General features: G+C 54.5%; 18 protein-coding genes and 1 pseudogene. 11 read left to right on the top strand and 8 right to left on the bottom strand.

Going from position 1 to position 19394, the window contains the following annotated elements; translation table 11 throughout:
• Positions 1-11: 11 nt before the first annotated feature.
• Positions 12-1262, bottom strand: coding sequence for a helix-turn-helix domain-containing protein (locus M655_RS24805; protein WP_007787131.1), 1251 nt, complete (start codon positions 1260-1262; stop codon positions 12-14).
• 274 nt (positions 1263-1536) lie between these two features.
• Positions 1537-2130: a hypothetical protein gene (locus M655_RS24800; RefSeq protein WP_005826742.1), complete on the bottom strand. Its 594-nt coding sequence runs from the start codon at positions 2128-2130 to the stop codon at positions 1537-1539.
• Between the two features lie 214 nt (positions 2131-2344).
• Between M655_RS24800 and M655_RS24795 the strand changes: the two genes are divergently transcribed.
• On the top strand, positions 2345-3136 hold the full coding sequence (locus M655_RS24795; protein WP_035423302.1) for a DUF169 domain-containing protein: 792 nt from the start codon (positions 2345-2347) through the stop codon (positions 3134-3136).
• On the opposite strand, the gene M655_RS24790 is transcribed toward M655_RS24795, so the two are convergent.
• The 5 genes and pseudogenes from M655_RS24790 to M655_RS24770 all read right to left on the bottom strand — a co-directional run bounded on the left by M655_RS24790 (position 3133) and on the right by M655_RS24770 (position 7900).
• On the bottom strand, positions 3133-3654 hold the full coding sequence (locus M655_RS24790; RefSeq protein ID WP_026558326.1) for a DinB family protein: 522 nt from the start codon (positions 3652-3654) through the stop codon (positions 3133-3135). The two genes, M655_RS24795 and M655_RS24790, sit on opposite strands and share 4 nt — an antisense overlap.
• Positions 3655-3719: 65 nt before the next feature.
• A pseudogene (locus tag M655_RS24785) lies at positions 3720-4667 on the bottom strand (helix-turn-helix transcriptional regulator).
• Between the two features lie 168 nt (positions 4668-4835).
• Positions 4836-5294 carry an AraC family transcriptional regulator gene (locus tag M655_RS24780; protein WP_026558325.1) on the bottom strand — a complete coding sequence of 153 codons (459 nt, stop codon included), beginning with the start codon at positions 5292-5294 and terminating at the stop codon, positions 4836-4838.
• Positions 5295-5500: 206 nt separating this feature from the next.
• Positions 5501-6616 carry an aminopeptidase gene (locus M655_RS24775; RefSeq protein WP_026558324.1) on the bottom strand — a complete coding sequence of 372 codons (1116 nt, stop codon included), beginning with the start codon at positions 6614-6616 and terminating at the stop codon, positions 5501-5503.
• A gap of 84 nt (positions 6617-6700) precedes the next feature.
• A complete protein-coding gene (locus tag M655_RS24770; protein WP_005826751.1) occupies positions 6701-7900 on the bottom strand; it encodes an iron-containing alcohol dehydrogenase in 1200 nt (399 codons plus the stop codon).
• Positions 7901-8254: 354 nt separating this feature from the next.
• Between M655_RS24770 and purC the strand changes: the two genes are divergently transcribed.
• The 8 genes from purC (at position 8255) to M655_RS24730 (ending at position 15684) form a co-directional block, all read left to right on the top strand.
• Positions 8255-8974, top strand: coding sequence for a phosphoribosylaminoimidazolesuccinocarboxamide synthase (gene purC / locus M655_RS24765; RefSeq protein ID WP_005826753.1), 720 nt, complete (start codon positions 8255-8257; stop codon positions 8972-8974).
• Positions 8967-9215 (top strand): phosphoribosylformylglycinamidine synthase subunit PurS, encoded by a 249-nt coding sequence (gene purS, locus M655_RS24760; RefSeq protein WP_026558323.1) that lies wholly within the window; start codon positions 8967-8969, stop codon positions 9213-9215. Before purC ends, purS begins: the two co-directional genes overlap by 8 nt.
• Before the next feature lie 4 nt (positions 9216-9219).
• Complete coding sequence (gene purQ / locus M655_RS24755) at positions 9220-9912, top strand: phosphoribosylformylglycinamidine synthase subunit PurQ (RefSeq protein WP_005826757.1); 693 nt, start codon at positions 9220-9222, stop codon at positions 9910-9912.
• Entirely contained in the window at positions 9893-12136 is a 2244-nt protein-coding gene (purL, locus tag M655_RS24750; RefSeq protein ID WP_026558322.1) for a phosphoribosylformylglycinamidine synthase subunit PurL, read from the top strand. The genes purQ and purL overlap by 20 nt, the downstream gene beginning before the upstream one ends.
• The gene (purF, locus tag M655_RS24745) at positions 12121-13539 is read left to right on the top strand and encodes an amidophosphoribosyltransferase (protein ID WP_005826760.1); all 1419 of its coding nucleotides are present in this window, start codon (positions 12121-12123) and stop codon (positions 13537-13539) included. The genes purL and purF overlap by 16 nt, the downstream gene beginning before the upstream one ends.
• 31 nt (positions 13540-13570) lie before the next feature.
• Positions 13571-14611, top strand: coding sequence for a phosphoribosylformylglycinamidine cyclo-ligase (gene purM / locus M655_RS24740; RefSeq protein WP_005826762.1), 1041 nt, complete (start codon positions 13571-13573; stop codon positions 14609-14611).
• Positions 14605-15216 (top strand): phosphoribosylglycinamide formyltransferase, encoded by a 612-nt coding sequence (purN, locus tag M655_RS24735; RefSeq protein ID WP_005826763.1) that lies wholly within the window; start codon positions 14605-14607, stop codon positions 15214-15216. Before purM ends, purN begins: the two co-directional genes overlap by 7 nt.
• Positions 15217-15297: 81 nt before the next feature.
• Entirely contained in the window at positions 15298-15684 is a 387-nt protein-coding gene (locus M655_RS24730) for a helix-turn-helix domain-containing protein (RefSeq protein WP_005826765.1), read from the top strand.
• Here the strand turns inward: M655_RS24730 and M655_RS24725 are convergent.
• Complete coding sequence (locus tag M655_RS24725; RefSeq protein WP_174435206.1) at positions 15652-17094, bottom strand: sensor domain-containing protein; 1443 nt, start codon at positions 17092-17094, stop codon at positions 15652-15654. The two genes, M655_RS24730 and M655_RS24725, sit on opposite strands and share 33 nt — an antisense overlap.
• Before the next feature lie 171 nt (positions 17095-17265).
• Between M655_RS24725 and M655_RS24720 the strand changes: the two genes are divergently transcribed.
• Positions 17266-17634 carry a hypothetical protein gene (locus M655_RS24720; protein WP_005826769.1) on the top strand — a complete coding sequence of 123 codons (369 nt, stop codon included), beginning with the start codon at positions 17266-17268 and terminating at the stop codon, positions 17632-17634.
• Between the two features lie 194 nt (positions 17635-17828).
• Entirely contained in the window at positions 17829-19379 is a 1551-nt protein-coding gene (gene purH, locus M655_RS24715; protein WP_005826771.1) for a bifunctional phosphoribosylaminoimidazolecarboxamide formyltransferase/IMP cyclohydrolase, read from the top strand.
• Positions 19380-19394: the final 15 nt, after the last annotated feature.

The following is a 19394-nucleotide window of genomic DNA, read 5'->3' as shown; positions in this document are numbered from 1 at the left end:
CCTTCTATATGTTACAAAATATTATCACATATGTTTTCGATTAACTCCATGTGTTCAAAGGTTAAATTTTTATTGTTGGTTCGATGATGGCGCAGGAAAAGTCGGATGCCTTCGATGACCTCTGTCGTTATGCCTATGTGCTTGTAATACTTGATACTTTCGATCAGGCTATGAAAACCCTGATCATATTTCTCCATGGAGATTAGGCACAGCGCCTTGCGTCTGTAGTATTGGGCCAGTGTCTTAATTCGGTACGGATGCTGCGGCATCTTCTCTGGCAGAAACTGATCCTCCGTTTCGAGCAAGAGCATGAGATCGTCTGTCTTTCCGGCCTGCAAATACGATTCCATGAGGTCAACGACGATGGAGATACGCCCTTCTCTGTCAGTCTCGTTTAAACAGACGTTGAACAAACTGATTGCGTCCTCATGCTGCCCTTTTTTCGCAAGCAAAGTAGCGCGAAAATGATTCTTTCGGAAATCAGCATATTTGCTGTTTTCGTACTCTTTTAGGTAGATGTCAGCAATATGGAAGTCTCCAAAATAAATACACGAGTTAAACAAGGAGATATATGCAGATGCTTTAGGTCTGCTATCTGACCGATCCTCTCGTAAACCGAGCCTGCATAAATCGATACTTTCGTCGTGTAAGTCGAGTATGTTGGCGTGAACACCCATTTTATAATAGTAGTCGATTCGATCTTCAACATAGAGATGCTCGACATAGAGAAGCAGTTCCTTCCCACGTCGATATGTTTCCTCGAAACGAGCGAAGTCGTCACGCTCAATCAAATACCTTTCATACAAGGCGTTTGCCAGATATGAGGGTATTCCCCTGCTTCTTGTGAAATTAATAATCGTATCCCACAAAATGCGTTTTATTCGTTTGTTCTCCGTATCCCTGGCAGTACGGTCGATATGATCTAACGCTCTAAATGTATCGACCTTGGGTGACTCTAAATAATGCGTAGCAACTTTGGAGACAAGAGCTTCCCATCCTTCGGTGATAACCTCTGCGAGAATGAGCTCTAATGTTCTAGGATGATGAGTAGTGTCTACAAATGCGTTAATGATGACGCTAGGTGCTATATCGATTGCCTCCGCTATCTTTCTCCAAGTGGCATAGCTGGGACGCTTGGTTTCTCCTGTTTCAATTAGCGATATGGTACTTTTACTGACTCCCGACATTTCCGAAAGGTCTGCTAGTGTTAGATTGCGTCGACTACGATGACTGCTAATTAGTGCACCTAGTGAAAGCGACACCTCACTGAGTCTCCCTTCTTCCAAAAAATGTATTTTATTTCACTTTACCATAAAAATCCGGTTGGGTATATATTTCTCCCGGAAATCCAAAAACTTTTGCTTTTTTCGTTTATACATTGTTCAATGTAAGACTATTGTAACGTTAATGAAACAAGCTGGCTCCAGGTGGGTACCGTCACCAGCTTGTTGCCCAGGGTTTACTATGTCCGTTAAATAGGGTCTTGGCCAGAGACGCTGTGTCTGGCACTACATGAGAGGCGGTCGGTCGAGTCTATCAGTCATAGGTGAAAGTGACGACCTGCTTCAACGCAGTGTCTACGCCAATCGCGATGGAGTTGTGGCCGTCTGAATAGTAAAAGTAGCGCTTGAGGTCATTGTCCGTCGGCTCTGACGTCCGAATGAGCTGAAAGTTTGCCGTTGCCAGCAAGTTTTGCGAGCGAACGAAGTCGGCTGCGGCTTTTTCCAGCTCCGCTTCGGCGATTGTTTTCGTCGCTTTTTCGCCGTCCTTGCCGATCACGTCAATCGAGAGCGAGAGAAGCTGCTTCGTCTTTGGCTCGATAATCGCGTGGTAGCCGGAAATATCGCCGCTTTTCGGCTCGCCGCGAAGCAGGGCGTGAACGGGCACTCCTTTGTAGATCGGCTCGCCAGTGGCGGCATCAATCAGCTTGGCAGGGTCTTCGAGCGTAATCTCCCGGTCGGCGGTATCTACGGAAACGTGGTAATATTGACGGACAGCGGCCGCAGCGATTTGCGCCGCTTCTTCTTTTCCCAGCCCCTGCACCTGTTCGGGCGTGCTGGGCTTGGAACAGCCTATGATAAACAACGCCAGGATCGTCGTCGCGAGTAAAAATGTTGCCAGTTTTTTCATCGGTCAAGCCTCCGTGCCTGTTGCGTAATCTTTTTTTATCCTAACAGGAATCGGGATGGAGAGATATTGATTTTCCTTTCCACTACCTTACGAAGTTGTAAGCTTGCAAAGAAATAGGGCGGACAGACAGGACATAGGTATAGAAAAGACGAAAAATTCTGTGTACGGATATTTTTGCGCGAGGCGAGTTTGTTTATTCGAGGAGGAGAGCGCTATGAGTACGAGTACGATTACCGCCCTGGAGCTGAACGAGGCTATTCAGACGTATGTGCGGACGGAAACGTTTCCCGTGGGCGTTTCGATCATGCGCGAGGAAGCGGCATTGCCGTCAAAGGCAAAGCGGCCGCAGCGGGACTTGGGGTATCCGATCACGATTTGCCAGGCGGTCGGCTTTTCGCGGCGTTATGGCTGGAGTATTGCCATGAACGGGGCAGACCTGTCCTGTCCGATCGCGCAGGTGGCGTTCGGCTACGAGGAACAGCCTGCGTACTACACCGAGGGCCATCTCGCCTGCGGGATGTACACGGATTCGCTGGAGACGGGAGCGAAAAGCGAGGCGGATGTCCCGAAATTTTCGGCGGAGGAAAGCGGCTACTACGTGTCGTACCCGTTGGAGCGGGCGCAGGTCGAGCCGGATGTGGTCGTCATTTACGGAAACGCGGCACAGGTGATGCGGCTGGTGGCGGGGATGCTCTACAAGCGCGGCGGCTCGATTCCTTCCACTTTTTCCAGCCGGGCGGACTGTGCGGATATCGCGATCAAGCCGATCCAGACCGGACAGCCGCAAGTGATCGTCCCCTGTTACGGGGATCGGCTGTTTGCCCAGACGCAGGACCACGAGATGGCGTTCAGCTTTCATTTTCGCGACGCAGCCGAGCTGGTGGAGGGATTGGCCGCCACGCAAAAAGGCGGGATACGCTATCCGATCCCGTCCTTCCTGCGCTATCAGGCAGAGTTTCCGCCGACTTACCTGAAGCTCGCTGGCATGTTCAGGGAAAAAAGCTAGCCTTTCAGCCTGTTCAATTGGTGCAGATGGTGGCGATAGTGCATCTCGACTAGCGCAAACCATTCTTTGGCAGCGAGCGGGCCGAAGCCAGGGTGCTCGACTTTGTGGTGGGCCGGGATATCGTCCAGCGTCGGGGCCAGCTCGCGCATGCGCTCAAGCACAGCCTGCATGCCGTTGACCAGCTCTTCCTTGCTTGCGGGCTGGGCAGGTGTGTATTCGCGCGAGGCAGGAATTTTGATGCGAATCGGCGGCAGAGAGCCTTGGGCAAAAATTCCTTTCCCGATCTCCCCCATCTCGGAACCCGGCATGTTAACTTCCGGACCGCCTGCCTGGCATTTTTCGATGTTGGGGATTTGCATGTGCAAGGCCGTCTGGATCAGGTGCACGTACATTTGCCCCAACGACCACTCGTCCTCGCTCGGCTTTTTGTGCAGTTGCTCCATGCTGAATGCTTCCAGCTCTTGCAAGTAATGAGCAGTTACCTTTTCCAGATTGCGTACGATTTCGACTGGATTCATGAAAAAATCAGCTCCTCTTCATTTGCTTAGCCCTAGCATACAAAAACGCTACTGACAGCAGTATGTCAGTAGCGTTTGAGCATTTTTTCCGCTTCCTCGCGAATTTTTTGGCGCAGCGATTCCGGTTCCAGAACAAAGGCATTGGCCCCGAGTCCCAGTACCCAGGACGATATTTCCTCAAGCTGCCGGACGCGCAGCGTGACCAGCACGCCGTCCGGATGATCGGCCATTTCTTCTATATAAAAGGACTTTGCTTCCAGCACCTGATCGGCTATCGCTGGCGGGATGAGCAAGCGGACTTCGAGTGTGCGGTCATCGGGAGGCTTGTAATCGTCAAACGAAAAGTGCTCCGGCAGGTCAAAGCTGTCTGCGAGCATGGTCAGCCCGCCCATCCGGGACAGGCGGAACCTGCGAATGTCCTGACGCAGATCGCAAAAGGCAAGCAAAGTCCACACGCCCCGCACCAACACAAGCCCGTAGGGAGCCACGTCGCGCACGCTCTCGCGGTTTCCGTCCGCTTCCGGGATGGTTTTGCGATAGCGAAAGCGGACCTTGCGGCGATGCAGGATGGCTTCGTGGAGCAGTTAGGCGTATTGTTTTTCCTGTTCGCGCTGGTTGGCTTCTCCGATGTCGAGCAGGCGAAAGGTCGAGCGAATTCGCTCTACTTCCCGGATAAATTCCGGTGACAGAATCGCTTCGACTTTGCGCTCGACGCCGCGGGCGCTGTGACCGTAATTTTTGCCAAACGCCTGCTCGACCAGGTCTGCGCCAATCAGCAGCGCGACGGCTTCTTCGACCGTAAAGCGAACGGGCGGCAGAAAAAAGCCTTCCATCAGCGAGTAGCCTTGCCCGGGCGAGCCGACGACGGGGACCCCAGCTTCGCTCAGCGCCTGCATATCGCGGTAAATGGTCCGCACACTCGTTTCGAATGTCGCGGCCAAATCTTCCGCTCGCAAGGTGCGCTTGCGCTGAAGCTCCAGCACAATGGCCAGCAGGCGGTCTGATTTGTTCATGGATAGCCCCCATTTCCCCAAAACGTGTCTTATCCTTATTGTATTTTTTGCGTCAAGCGAGAAAAAGCTGGAGATGAACTTTCTGCCGGCCGGTCGTCACGCCGCGCCATGTCGTGTCATGCCGGCAACGTTATCCCGCAAGTATTGCCATGCCGCCAGACTGGTCTATCACACCTTAACAGGCACACATATTTCGCAATAAGGATTGGTCGTGAGATCGCCCGTATATTTTTCCAGAATGGGTTTATCGTCCATCGTGTAGCCGTTGCTGTGGAGAGCAGGAAAAATTTCTGTATACGCCCGCTGGATGTCCTCTGCTGTATGCTTCACTTCGAAAACGAGGTAATTCCCGCCGGCAAGCTCGCCTTCGCGGATAGCTGAATCGGCAGCGTCCAACTGGGCATTTTCGGAGAGCACGATGCAAGCATCAAAGCGGCAGCGCTCAGGTGCGGTTGTCTGTGGGTTGTCTTGTGGAATGGCAAACAGGATAGCCGAATCCAGAAGCTGGTTCTTCCTCGCCCATTTTTTTAGCTCCTCCATTACTTCCACATTGGCAGGACCGTATGGACCGACTCGCCGCATATACGCAATGCGATAAGGGGGGAACGTTTCGAGTTTGCATTTCATAAAAAGTCGCTTCCTTTCTTCGTAGATTTGGTTGCCGTATTGAATGTAGCATGTTATAAAAAATTTTGCCTAAATTTTTAGGGATTTTTTGTAAATTTTAAAATAATGATTTTTCAATAGATATGAGCATGAAAAAATGGATAGGGTTTCAGATGCTCTCTGAAGCCTATCCATTCTTCGTGCCAGACGTGCTATACGGTATGGCCCTACACCAGATTTTCCGGGTTCAAGCCTTCCAACTCCGGCAGGACAAAGCGGCCGTCTTTTCGAATCAGCACGTCGTCGAACCAGATTTCGCCGCCGCCGTATTCAGGGCGCTGGATTTGTACCAGATCCCAGTGGACAGAGGAACGGTTTCCGTTGTCTGCTACTGTGTAGGCGTTGCCAGGCGTGAAGTGGAAGCTGCCTGCGATCTTCTCGTCGAACAGGATGTCGAGCATTGGGTGGAGAATGTGCGGATTGAAGCCAATTGCAAACTCCCCAATGTAGCGAGCGCCTTCATCCGTGTCGAGAATGTCATTCAGCGCTTTTGTGTTGGAGCTGGTCGCTTCCACGATTTTTCCTTGCTTGAAGGTGAACTGCACATCGGTAAAGGACATGCCGCGGTAGTTGGTAGCCGCGTTGTAGTAGATGGTGCCCTCTACAGAGTCGCGGACAGGCGCTGTGTACACTTCACCGTCCGGAATGTTGCGTTTGCCGTCGCATTTGACCGCGTTGATGCCTTTGATGGAAAAGCGCAGGTCTGTTTTCGGTCCGACGATGCGGACGCGGTCGGTGCGCTCCATCAGCTCTTTCAGCGGAGTCATGGCCTGGGACATTTTCGCGTAGTCCAGGTTGCACACGGAGAAATAGAAGTCCTCGAAGCCTTCCAGGCTCATGTTGGACAGTTGCGCCATCGATTTGTTCGGGTAGCGCAGAACGACCCAGCGCTTGTTTGGCACGCGTTCGTTTGTATGCACAGGCTGGTACAGGATGCGGGAATAAATGCCCATCTTGTCTTCCGGAACGTCGGCGAACTCGTTGATGTTCTCGTAAGCGCGGATCGCGATGTACGCGTCCATGTCTTTCATCCGCTCGTATTCGTACTTCGCCATTAAGGCCATGTGTTCTTCACTGGTGCCCTGGTAGAGCGCGCGCAAAACTTCCTGGTCTTTTAGAGTCACGAGCGGCAGAGCGCCGACCGCAAACGATTCGCGGACGAGTGCGCGTACAAGCTCGGGTTGCAGGCCAGTGTTTTCGATCAGGACCTTTTCCCCTTTTTGCAGGTTGAGAGAGTAGCGGACGAGACGGCTGGCCAGTTCGTTGATACGTGGATCTGCCATATGTACGACCTCCATATAGTAAAAAAATTTTTATTAATCGTATTATCGCACAGGAAAGAGCGGGCTTGCCAGTATGTTCGACGTTTACAAGCACGCTCGATAGATGGCGATGACGTCATCTGCGTTCAGCTTTTTGGCGCTGGCCAGGTAGCCTGCGCCGCGTCCGCCGATGGTGACGGCTTCTTCGGCCATTTTCGGCAAGGCGTCCTCGGTCACGCCGAAGTCGGAGAGTCGTTCGGTGATGCCCATGCTTTCGTACCAGCGTGAAACAGCGGCGATAGTCGCGCGCGCTGCAGCGCCTTCGTCTTCCGCGGTGACGCCGAAGCAGTGACGGCCCATGCGCGCCAGCCGTTCCGGGCGAAGCGGCAAAATAACCTGCTCGAAGTAAGGGATGGACAAAATCGCCAGGCCGCGACCGTGGGCCATGTCGTATATTCCGCTCAGCGGGTGCTCGATGCCGTGCAGAGGCATGCCTGCGCCGCGTCCGGCGTTTGCGAACGGACTGATGCCCAGCGTGCTCGCCCATAGCAGAGTGGAGCGGGCTTCCTCGTGATCCGGATGGCGAATGGCTGTGAGGGAATGCTCGGCGACAAGCCGGATGAGCGTTTCGGTAATCCCGTCCTGCACGTTTGTTTTGTCCGCGCTGATGAGATAGGTTTCAAACAGATGGGAAAAAATATCTGCGCAAGCTTCCGCTGTGACGCGCGCAGGAACCGTAAAGGTGATGGACGGGTCGAGAATGGCGATTTTCGGGAAGAGAGCCGGGCCGTTGATGGAAGATTTTTCGTGCGTCTCCCAATGGGTCAGGACGCTGATGTTGTTCGCTTCCGATCCGGTAGCGGCTACTGTCGGAACCGTCAGGAGAGGGAGCGCCTCCTGCACAGGTACCAGCCATTTGCCTGTGCCGCTCGGATTGCCGCGCATGTAGTCGTAGATCGGACGGCCGGAAAGCGCTGCGGCTGCAATCGCTTTGGCAGCATCCATGACCGAGCCGCCGCCGAGCGCCAGCACGAAGTCGCACTGTTCTTTCCGGGCGAGCGCTGCCCCGGCATCGACGGTAGCCGTGCGCGGATTCGGTTCGATTTTGTCAAAGAGAGCAAAGGCTACTTGCGCTTCTTGCAAAAGCGTAATCGCGCGGTCGAGAAGCCCCGTGCGCTTGGCTGCGCTGCCACCCGTGACGAGAAGCGCCTTGTTGCCGAGAGTTTTCGCTGCCTGGCCCAAACGCGCAAGTTCGCCCATGCCGAAGTAGATATGGGTAGGAAAAGATACTTCAAAGGGAAACATCTGATATTCCTTCTTTCACGTGTAGGTTGTACCAAAAACAGTGTAACACAAAGACGGCAAAAGGGTCTTCCGGCAGCGGGAAAACGGGGGACAGGCTGCGGAAAAAAAGCATGAGCGGCTCTTCCAGCGACGGGGAACGGCCGCATAGAACGGGATGTAAAACTGATATGAATAACGCGTAAACGAATGTTAACGAAAGTTTAACATCCGATTATGCAACAATTTCCGAACGTTTGTCGAAGTCTGTTCACGCTTTTTTCGTTGATAAATGCGTATGTTTGTGTTTTAATGTAGTTGAATCGTTCGTGAATTAATCGCAACTCAACCTTTTTATCTGGGAAGGTGACTCCTACAGTGGAAAAACAGGAACAACTCTACGAAGGTAAGGCGAAACGTATTTATCGGACATCTGAGCCTGAGCAATACTGGGTAGAGTATAAAGACGACGCAACAGCATTCAACGGAGAGAAGCGGGCGCAAATCACCGGAAAAGGTGAGCTGAACAACCGCATTACCGCTATCTTTTTCACCATGCTAAAGGAGAAAGGCATCGACAACCATTTTGTCCGCCTGCTGTCCGCAACCGAGCAGGTTGTCCGCAAAGTGGAGATCATTCCTTTGGAGGTCGTTGTCCGCAATATCGCGGCAGGCTCGCTCGCCAAACGCCTTGGCATGGAAGAGGGCACCGTTCTCCCGCAGCCGGTTGTCGAGTTTTACTACAAGGACGACGCATTGGGCGACCCGTTGGTGAACCCGTCCCATATCAAAGTGTTGGGAATTGCGAGCGAAAGTGACCTGGCGACGCTTGAGCGCATGGGGCTGGCTGTAAACGAGGTTCTCGTGCCTTACCTCGCCGAGCGCAACATCACCCTGGTCGATTTTAAACTGGAATTTGGAAGAACGCCGGACGGGGAGATCCTCCTCGCCGATGAAATATCCCCGGATACATGCCGTTTCTGGGACTCGGTAACAAAAGAGAAGCTGGACAAAGACCGCTTCCGTCGTGATTTGGGCAATGTAGAAGAAGCGTACCAAGAAATGCTGAAGAGACTGGGAGGAGACGTACATGTTTAAAGCTGTTGTTTATGTAACGCTGCGCGAGAGCGTTTTGGACCCGCAAGGCCACGCTGTAAAAGGGGCTCTGCACACCCTTGGTTTTGACGAAGTAAACAATGCGCGGATCGGGAAGTACATGGAGCTTACGCTGAACTCAGCGGACCGTGCGCAGGCAGAAGAGCGTGTACGTGAGATGTGCGAAAAGCTGTTGGCCAATACGGTGGTTGAAGACTATCGCTTTGAAATCGTGGAGGGCTAAGGACATGCGAGTAGCGGTTATCGTCTTTCCAGGCTCCAATGCCGACGTAGATTTGTATAACGCAGTTGAAGACGTAATGGGAGTGCCGGTCGATTACGTATGGCATTCCGAGACAGATTTGTCCGGGTATGACGTGATTCTTTTGCCGGGCGGTTTCTCCTATGGAGACTATTTGCGCTGTGGCGCGGTCGCTCGCTTTTCGCCTGTCATGGAGCAGGTGGTCAAGGCAGCGGAGGAAGGCAAGCTGGTGATGGGAATCTGTAACGGCTTCCAAATTCTCACGGAGGTAGGGCTGTTGCCAGGAGCGCTTTTGCGCAACCGTTCCCTCAAATTCGCCTGCAAGCTGTCCGGCCTGCGCGTAGACAACAACGATACCCCGTTTACCCGCGACTACGCGGCCGGGGAAGAAATTCAGATTCCGATCGCGCACGGCGAAGGAAACTACTACTGTGATGAAGAGACGCTTGCGAAGCTGAAAGCAGGCAAGCAGATCGTATTCCGCTACAGCGGCGAGAACCCGAATGGTTCGATTGACGATATTGCAGGCATTTGCAACGAGCGCGGCAATGTGCTCGGCATGATGCCTCACCCTGAGCGCGCTGTCCACAAATGGATGACTTCCGATGACGGACGCCGCATGTTTACCTCGATCCTGAAGACGTGGAGGGAACAAAACAGTGTCACAACTCACGCATAAAGAACCGACCGCAGAACAAATTGCCGATCAGAAGCTCTATCGCGAAATCGGGCTGACTGACGAAGAATACCAACGTGTTGTCAATATTTTGGGACGCCAGCCGAACTGGACAGAGACAGGTCTGTACAGCGTGATGTGGTCTGAGCACTGCTCCTACAAAAACTCCAAGCCTGTCCTGCGCAAGTTCCCGACAAAAGGTCCTCGCGTGCTGCAAGGTCCAGGCGAAGGCGCAGGGATCGTGGACATCGGCGACAATCAGGCAGTTGTTTTCAAAATCGAAAGCCACAACCACCCGTCTGCTATCGAGCCGTACCAGGGCGCAGCGACTGGCGTGGGCGGCATTATCCGCGACGTGTTTTCCATGGGCGCGCGTCCAATCGCCCTGCTCAACTCGCTTCGCTTCGGGGAGCTGAAAACGCCGCGCGTCAAATATTTGTTTGAACACGTGGTGGCTGGTATCGCCGGTTACGGAAACTGCATCGGGATTCCTACCGTGGGCGGAGAAGTGAACTTCGACCCTACGTATGAAGGCAACCCGCTCGTCAATGCGATGTGCGTGGGCCTCATCGACCACGAAAAAATTCAAAAAGGGGTAGCCTCCGGTATCGGCAACCCTGTCATCTACGTCGGCGCAAGCACAGGCCGCGACGGGATTCACGGCGCAACGTTTGCGTCCGAGGAGCTGACAGAGGAATCGGAGAAAAAGCGTCCGGCGGTACAAGTGGGCGACCCGTTCATGGAAAAACTTTTGCTTGAAGCGTGCCTGGAGTTGATCGACACAGGAATCGTCGTCGGGATTCAGGACATGGGCGCGGCTGGCTTGACCAGCTCCAGCTCCGAGATGGCGTCCAAGGCAGGAAACGGAATCGAGATGAACCTCGACCTCGTGCCACAGCGTGAAGCGGGAATGTCCGCTTACGAGATGATGCTGTCCGAGTCCCAGGAGCGCATGCTCGTCGTCGTGGAAAAAGGCAAGGAAGCAGAAGCCATTGCTATTTTTGACAAGTGGGGCTTGGCGTCCGCTGTCGTGGGCAAAGTAACGGAAGACAGCAAGCTGCGCCTGCTGCACAAAGGCGAAGTCGTGGCAGAAGTGCCAGTAAACAGCCTGGCTGATGACGCGCCTGTCTACCACCGTCCATCCGCAGTACCTGCTTACTACGAGGCAAACGCGAATGTAGACGTGCTCGCTGCCATCCAGGAGCCGAAAGATTTGAACGAGACGCTGAAAAGCATTCTGGCACAGCCGACTGTTGCCAACAAGGCGTGGGTGTACGAGCAATACGACCACATCGTGCGGGCAAACACAGCGGTCAAGCCTGGCTCTGACGCGGCGGTTGTCATGGTGCGCGGTACGCGCAAGGCGCTTGCCATGACTACAGATTGCAACGGACGCTACGTCTACCTCGATCCAAAAGTGGGCGGCGCCATCGCTGTAGCGGAATCCGCTCGCAACGTGGTCTGCTCCGGTGCCGAGCCGCTGGCGATCACCGACTGCCTCAACTTCGGCAGCCCGGAAAAGCCGGAAGTGTTCTGGCAGTTCGAGAAAGCGTGCGAAGGCATGAGCGAGGCGTGCGTGGCACTCGACGCGCCTGTGATCGGCGGCAACGTATCTTTTTACAACGAACGCAGCGGTGACGCGATCTATCCGACTCCAACCGTCGGCATGGTCGGTCTGATTACCGATGTTGACCATATTACGACCCAAGACTTCAAAAACGAAGGCGACGCGATCATCCTGCTCGGCGAAACGTTCGCAGAGCTGGGCGGCAGCGAGTATCAAAAGCTCGCAACAGGCTCCATCTCCGGCCGTCCTCCGCAAATTGATCTGAACAAGGAAGCCGCTGTACAAAAGCTCGTGCTCACAGCGATCCGCAAAGGCTTGGTCAACTCCGCTCACGACCTGTCCGAAGGCGGTCTCGGCGTGGCTCTGGCAGAGTCTTGCTTCGGCAAAGGCATCGGCGCTCAAGTCGAGCTTAGCTCCGAACTGCGAAGCGATGTACTGTTGTTCAGCGAATCCCAATCCCGCATTTTGCTCAGCGCAAGCCCTGAGCAGGCGGAAGCGATCCTCGCATTGGCAGGTGAGCATGGCGTACCGGCTGAAAAAATCGGTACGATCGGCGGCGATCGTCTGGTAGTGAACGTGAACGGTGCAGAAGCGATCAACGCTTCGATTCAAGAGGTGAAAGCAGCCTGGAAGGATGCGATTCCATGTTTGATCGGGTAATCTGGGACAAACTTAACGAAGAATGCGGCGTCTTTGGCATCTACAACCATAAGGAAGCATCCCAACTGACTTATCTCGGTCTGCACGCCCTTCAGCATCGCGGTCAGGAGAGCGCAGGTATCTGCGCCTCCGACGGCGAGAAGTGGTATAAGCACCGCGGAATGGGGCTTGTATCGGAAGCGTTTGGCAAAGGCGACCTGGAAAAATTCCGCGGTCACATCGCCATCGGCCACACCCGCTATACGACTGCCGGCTCCAGCAAGATTGAAAATGCCCAGCCGCTGTTTTTCCGCTACGCGCAAGGCAGCATGGCTGTTGCCCATAACGGTAACCTCGTCAATGCGGCCGTCCTGCGCAAAGAGCTGGAAGCAAAAGGGTCGATTTTCCAGACGACCAGCGACACCGAGGTGATCGCGCATCTGATCGCACGCTCCGAGCGCCGCGACCTGCCAGGTGCGGTAAAAGACGCGTTGCAGCACATCAAGGGCGCGTATGCGCTGCTCGTCATGAACGAGAAGCAGCTCGTGATCGCACTCGATCCGAACGGCCTGCGTCCGCTGTCGCTCGGCCGACTGGGCGACGCGGTGACAGTCGCCTCCGAAACCTGTGCGTTTGACATCATCGGTGCCGAGTATTGGCGCGACGTGCAGCCAGGGGAAATGATCGTCATCGACCAGGATGGCATCACCGAGACGAAGCACACCGAGACGACACAACGCTCGATCTGTACGTTCGAATACATTTACTTCGCCCGCCCGGACAGCGACATCGACGGCATCAACGTCCACATGGCCCGCAAACGGCTGGGCAAGCAGCTCGCTCTGGAATCGGCAATTGACGCCGATGTAGTCACAGGCGTGCCGGACTCCAGCATTTCCGCCGCGATCGGCTTTGCGGAAGCGACAGGCATTCCGTACGAGATCGGCTTAATCAAAAACCGTTATGTAGGCCGGACGTTCATCCAGCCGAGCCAGGAGCTGCGCGAGCGCGCGGTGTACCTCAAGCTGTCGGCGGTTCGCAAAGTAGTCGAAGGCAAGCGCGTCGTCATGATTGACGATTCCATCGTGCGCGGCACGACGAGCAACCGCATTGTCCGCATGCTGCGCGAGGCTGGCGCCAAGGAAGTACACGTGCGCATCAGCTCTCCGCCTGTCATGAACTCGTGCTTTTACGGCATCGACACCTCCACGCGTGACGAACTGATTGCCGCGACCAAATCGGTAGAGGAAATTCGCCAGATCATTGAAGCCGATTCCTTGGCCTTCCTGTCTGTAGAAGGCATGATCGAAGCGATTGGCCGCCAGGATTCCGCTCCGAACAAAGGGCATTGCCTCGCCTGCTTTACCGGAGAGTATCCGACCGAGATTGAATTTGAAGAGGCGCTACCAGCGTCCAAGTGCTAATACAAGCAACCTCTTGTAAGGGGGAGAAACGATGAGTGAAGCATATAAACAAGCGGGTGTCGACATCGACGCGGGGAACGAAGCCGTCGAACGCATGAAAAAACACGTGAAGCGGACATTCCGCCCCGAAGTGCTGACCGATTTGGGCGGCTTCGGAGCGTTGTTCCGTCTGGACACGAAAAAATACGAAAAGCCGATTCTGGTATCGGGTACCGATGGGGTAGGCACCAAGCTGAAGCTGGCTTTTGCCATGGACAAACACGACACGATCGGGATCGACGCCGTCGCGATGTGCGTCAACGACGTCGTGGTGCAGGGCGCGGAGCCGCTCTTTTTCCTCGACTACCTGGCAGTAGACAAGGTGATCCCGGAAAAAATCGAAGCGATCGTAAGCGGGATCGCAGAAGGCTGCGCCCAGTCCGGTTGCTCGCTGATCGGCGGGGAGACGGCGGAAATGCCAGGCATGTACGCTGAGGGCGAATACGACATCGCCGGATTTACCGTAGGGGTTGTCGACGAGAGCAAAATGATTACGGGTGCGAACGTAGCAGCAGGCGACGTGCTGATCGGGCTGGCGTCGAGCGGCGTGCACAGCAACGGCTTCTCGCTCGTGCGCAAGGTGCTTTTGGCCGACAAGGGCATGTCTTTGCACGACCATGTAGACGTCCTCGGCAAAAAGCTCGGCGAGGAACTGCTGACGCCGACCCGCATCTACGTGAAGCAAGTACTGGCTGTGCTGGAATCGCATGAAGTCAAGGCTTTGGCTCACATCACAGGCGGCGGCTTTACGGAAAACATCCCGCGCGTGCTCCCGGAAAACACGCAAGCGGTCATCAACGTCGGCTCCTGGCCTGTTCTGCCGATCTTTTCGCTCGTACAGGAAGCCGGAAACATTTCCTTCCCGGACATGTACAAAACGTTCAACATGGGCATCGGCATGATCTTGGTCGTGAAGGAAGCGGATGCGGTGAGCGTCATGGAAAAGCTGCAAGAGCTCGGCGAGCAGCCGTACCTGATCGGAAACATTCAGGCGGGTGAGCGCAAAGTCGTGTACAACGGGGTGGAATGGTGAGAAAGCTGGCCATTTTCGCCTCAGGCAGCGGCTCCAACTTCGAAGCGATCGCGCAGGCTGTTCAGGCAGGACGGCTGCCGGGCGTGGAAGTCGCCCTGCTCGTCTGCGACAAGCCGCAGGCGAAGGTGCTGGAGCGCGCCGAACGTTTGGGAATCGAAGCTTTTGTGTTCCAACCGAAGGAGTATGCCAGCAAGGCAGCGTTTGAAGCGGAGATTGTCGCAGAGCTGCAAAAGCGCGAGATTTCTCTGGTCGTGCTGGCAGGCTACATGCGGTTGGTAGGAGAGACGCTGCTGTCCGCTTACGAAGGAAAAATCATCAACCTGCATCCGTCGCTCTTGCCTGCTTTTCCAGGCAAGGACGCGATCGGCCAGGCACTCGCTTACGGGGTAAAGATAACGGGGGTAACGGTCCATCTGGTCGATGCCGGTCTCGATACGGGTCCGATCATCGCCCAGGTTCCCGTAGCAGTGCATGACAACGACACGGCCGAGACGCTGGCAGCGCGCATCCACGAGGTGGAGCACGGGCTGCTGGTGGAAGTCATCGGCATGCTGGCGGAAGGCCGGGTGCAGGTTACAGGGCGGCAAGTTCAGGTGATAGCATAGCGTCAAAAGAAAGACCGGCACAGGATAGATGTGCTGGTCTTTTTCCTTTTTCTGTTACAATTGAGAAAGGGAGGGAGAATGATGAAAGAACCGATGACAAGAGCAGTCCTGATCGTAAGTCTCGTCATGCTGGTCGGCGCGTGGATGATTGCCGACGCTACCAGAAGTATTTCTGCCTATGCTGATTCAGCCACCCACAATACGGCAGAGATTGCGACTGCCCTCACGTCCTTCGACAATCGACTGAATGATCTGAACCAGTCTGTGCATTCAGTAGAAAAGCAAATCATGAACGCGGATGAAGTCGCTGTCTATTTGGGAATAACCGATCAGGTGCTGTCCAAATTGCTGGAAGACAAGCAGCTTCCAGCGATTCAAATCAATGGGATTTACCGCTTCTCGAAGCGGGCCATAGACGAGTGGGTGTATGAGAAATCAAAGAACAAAGCCAGCTATCAAAACTGGTAGCGCTAATTGCCCGCCAGCAGCTTCTCGTTCATCCGCCGGAACGGGCTTGCTGAAAAAATAGCCCTGCACCGTCAGGCAGCCAAGCGAACGCAAAAAAGCGAGCTGCTTCGCCGTCTCGACGCCTTCGGCCACGAGCGAGAGCTGCAGGCTGTGCGCCATGGCCGCGATGGCGGTCACGATCGGCATGTGAGACGACGAGTCCGTCATGTTGCGCATAAACGACTGGTCGATCTTCAAGGAGTTGATCGGCAAAAGCTGCAAGCAACTGAGCGAGCTGTAGCCCGTGCCAAAGTCATCAATGGAAATCTGGATGCCCATTGCCTGTAGCGTTTGCAGACGCGGGATGACGGCATCGAGCCTGTGCATGGCGATGCTCTCCGTAATCTCCAACTCCAGATAGCGCGGATGCAGCCCGGTTTTTTGCAAAATTTGCTGGACCATCGGCACCAACTGCTTGTCCTGAAGCTGGCGCATGGACAAGTTGACGGCGAGGCGAACGGGCGGCAAGCCTTGCTGCTGCCACTTCACGCATTGCTGGCAGGCCATTTCCAGCACCCAGCGACCGATCGGGACGATCTGCCCTGTCTCTTCTGTCTGCTTGCGCTTCGTAATGTCCTTGGCAATGACAAAATATCCGACCACGTTTTGGCTGACCACGATGGGAACGACGGTGACGTTCAGCTCGATTTGCGTGCCGTTTTGATGAAAGGCGGAAATATCGTAGTTATCCGATGCGCCCTGCTGAATCGTGCGGGACATGGAGAGGACGCGTCGGACGCCTTCCCGGTTCAAAAGCCGCTGGAAGGACTGGTTGCGCAGATCGCTCATCGTGTAGCCCGTCACGCTCTCGAAAGCCGGATTGACGTTCAAAAACCGGCCGGACAGATCCAGCCAGCAGACGATGTCCGGGTTGTGCTCAAACAGCGACTTGTAGCGCTGCTCGCTCACCTCCAGCCGCTGCTGGGCCCACTTGCGCTCCGTAATGTCGTGCGTGACGATCAAGGCCCCGACAGGCTCCCCGCTGGAAGCGTACAGCAGCTTGCCGTTGGCGACGAGGATGGAGACAGCTTTTCCGGGCGGCTGTACCCAAATCTCCTGATTGTAGACATTTTCTTGGTGCAACACGCGAACAGACGGCAACTCCGCAAACGATACGGGAGTGCTGCCGTCGGGATGGTAAAACGAATAGGAGCCGTACGTTCGTTCATGCAAGTCTATGGGCTCGGACATGCCAAAGCGTTTGGCTGCCTCTTTGAAAAAAGGGATGCGTCCATCCAACCCGTAGACAGTCACGCCTGCCTCCATATGCTCCAGAATGGGCTGCAGCAAGGCTTCGTGCAAGGCGGAGGATGAGGAGCCTAAGAAAGCGTCAACTGGTGGAGAAAAAAGCTGATGGCGAGTTGACTTCATGTAAGCCTCCGGGCAGATGCATGTAATCGTACCATTTATGTTAATGAAAGTGAGAATCATTGTCAATAAATGGACTGCTTTTCCCTGCCAACGATTGACAGGAATGAAAGCAAACCAAATCTGCCCTCCCGACATACTGTAAAAGGAAGCAGGAAAAGAGGAGGGGCCGATTTGAGCGGAGATTTCGTTGCGGATTTGCTGGGCAAGCTAAGCAAGAGAACAGGGCGGGAATGGACGCTGAACGATATTATGAAGCTCGCGCAAAAATTCCCCAAAGGCGGGGGCAACGTCGACGAGTTGATGAATGAGCTGTCCGAGATGGGCCTTGACGTGCCGGAGGAGACAAAAGAGCGTGTCAAGGAACGGATGAAAAGTGGAAAGTCGCTCTCCATGGAAGAATTGGTGTCGAAGGTTCCGAAAGAGGTCAAGGCAAAAAGCAGCAAGCCGAAAAAGCCATCCAAGGCTGCTGGAAAAAGCAAGCACCTTTCTCTGGCGGAGCGTGTGAAAAAGCTGTCTGGAGGAAGCAAAAAAAAGCGGTAAGCTTCCCGCGTCGGGAGCGAAACAGGGCAGTCGCGAGTGCCGAACAGGCATGGGCGGCTGCGTTTGTTTTCGCTGAGGAAACTCTTGATAAAAACGTACAATTATGTTTTAATATGAAAGGAATGTTCGTGTTTTAGTGTGGCGCGAAAAGCTTTCCGTCATGTTTTCTTATTAAAAGTCAGGAGGTTCTATCCGTGAGTGTGAAAAAGGCGTTGATTAGCGTTTCTGACAAGACAGGATTGATTCCGTTTGCCCGTCGTTTGGCAGATGCCGGAGTAGAGATCATTTCCACCGGAGGTACGGCTGCTCTCTTGAAAGCAGAGGGGGTTCCCGTCATTGGCATTTCCGAGGTGACCGGATTTCCCGAAATTTTGGACGGACGTGTCAAAACGCTGCATCCGAATATCCACAGCGGCCTCTTGGCTGTGCGTGACAACGAAGCGCATCAAAAGCAGTTGAAGGACCTGAACATCGAAACAATCGATCTGGTCGTGGTCAATCTGTATCCATTCAAGGAAACGATTGCCAAGCCGGACGTGACATACGAAGATGCGATTGAGAATATTGATATTGGTGGGCCGACGATGCTGCGCTCCGCGGCGAAAAACCATGCGTTCGTGAGCGTTGTCGTGGACGCTGCCGACTATGACAAGGTAGCCGAAGAAATCGAGGCAAACGGCGATACTACGCTGGAAACGCGCCGTCGTCTGGCAGCGAAAGTATTCCGTCACACAGCGGCCTACGATGCCCTGATCTCGCGCTATTTGAGCGAGCAGGTAGGCGAGCTGTTGCCAGAGAGCTACACGGTGACCTACGAAAAAGCGCAAGACCTGCGCTACGGCGAAAATCCGCACCAGCGCGCCGCTTTTTACCGCGAACCGCTGTCCAGCCAGTTGAGCATCGGCTATGCGGAGCAACTGCACGGCAAAGAGCTTTCCTACAACAACATCAACGACGCAGACGCGGCTCTGGCGATTGTGCGTGAATTTACCGAGCCGGCTGTTGTCGCGATCAAACACTCCAACCCTTGTGGCGTGGGGATCGGCGCAGACATTCGCCAGGCGTACCAAAAAGCGTACGAAGCGGACCCCGTATCCATTTTCGGCGGCATCGTCGCGGCGAATCGCCCGATTGACAAAGACACGGCGCTCGCGATGAAAGAAATTTTCCTGGAGATCATCATTGCTCCTGATTTTACCGAAGACGCATTGGCTGTGCTGACCGAGAAAAAGAACCTGCGTCTCTTGCGCATCCCTGCCCTGAATGAGCCAGCGAAAAAAGCGGACAATCTGTTCCGCATCGCTCCGGTCGCGGGCGGCGCGCTGATTCAGGATTACGATTACAAGCAATTGGCAGAAAGCGAAATCCAGGTCGTGACAGACCGCAAGCCTACAGCCGAAGAAATGGCCCAACTGCAATTCGCCTGGAAAGTTGTCAAGCACGTGAAGTCTAACGCGATTTTGCTGGCAAAAGACAACATGACGATCGGGGTAGGCGCTGGTCAAATGAACCGTGTCGGCGCAGCGAAAATCGCCATCGAGCAGGCGGGAGAGCTGGCAAAAGGCGCTGTGCTCGCTTCCGATGCCTTCTTCCCGATGGGAGATACCGTAGAGGCGGCGGCTGCGGCCGGAATTACCGCGATCATTCAGCCGGGCGGCTCGATTCGCGATCAGGAATCCATCGACGCCTGCAACCGTGCGGGCATCGCCATGGTGTTTACTGGCACGCGCCACTTCAAGCACTGATTCATACAGATCCCT

Source organism: Brevibacillus sp. NSP2.1, assembly GCF_000470975.2.
GTDB classification, from domain to species: Bacteria; Bacillota; Bacilli; order Brevibacillales; family Brevibacillaceae; genus Brevibacillus; species Brevibacillus agri.
This window is presented reverse-complemented; position numbering and strand designations above follow the sequence as displayed.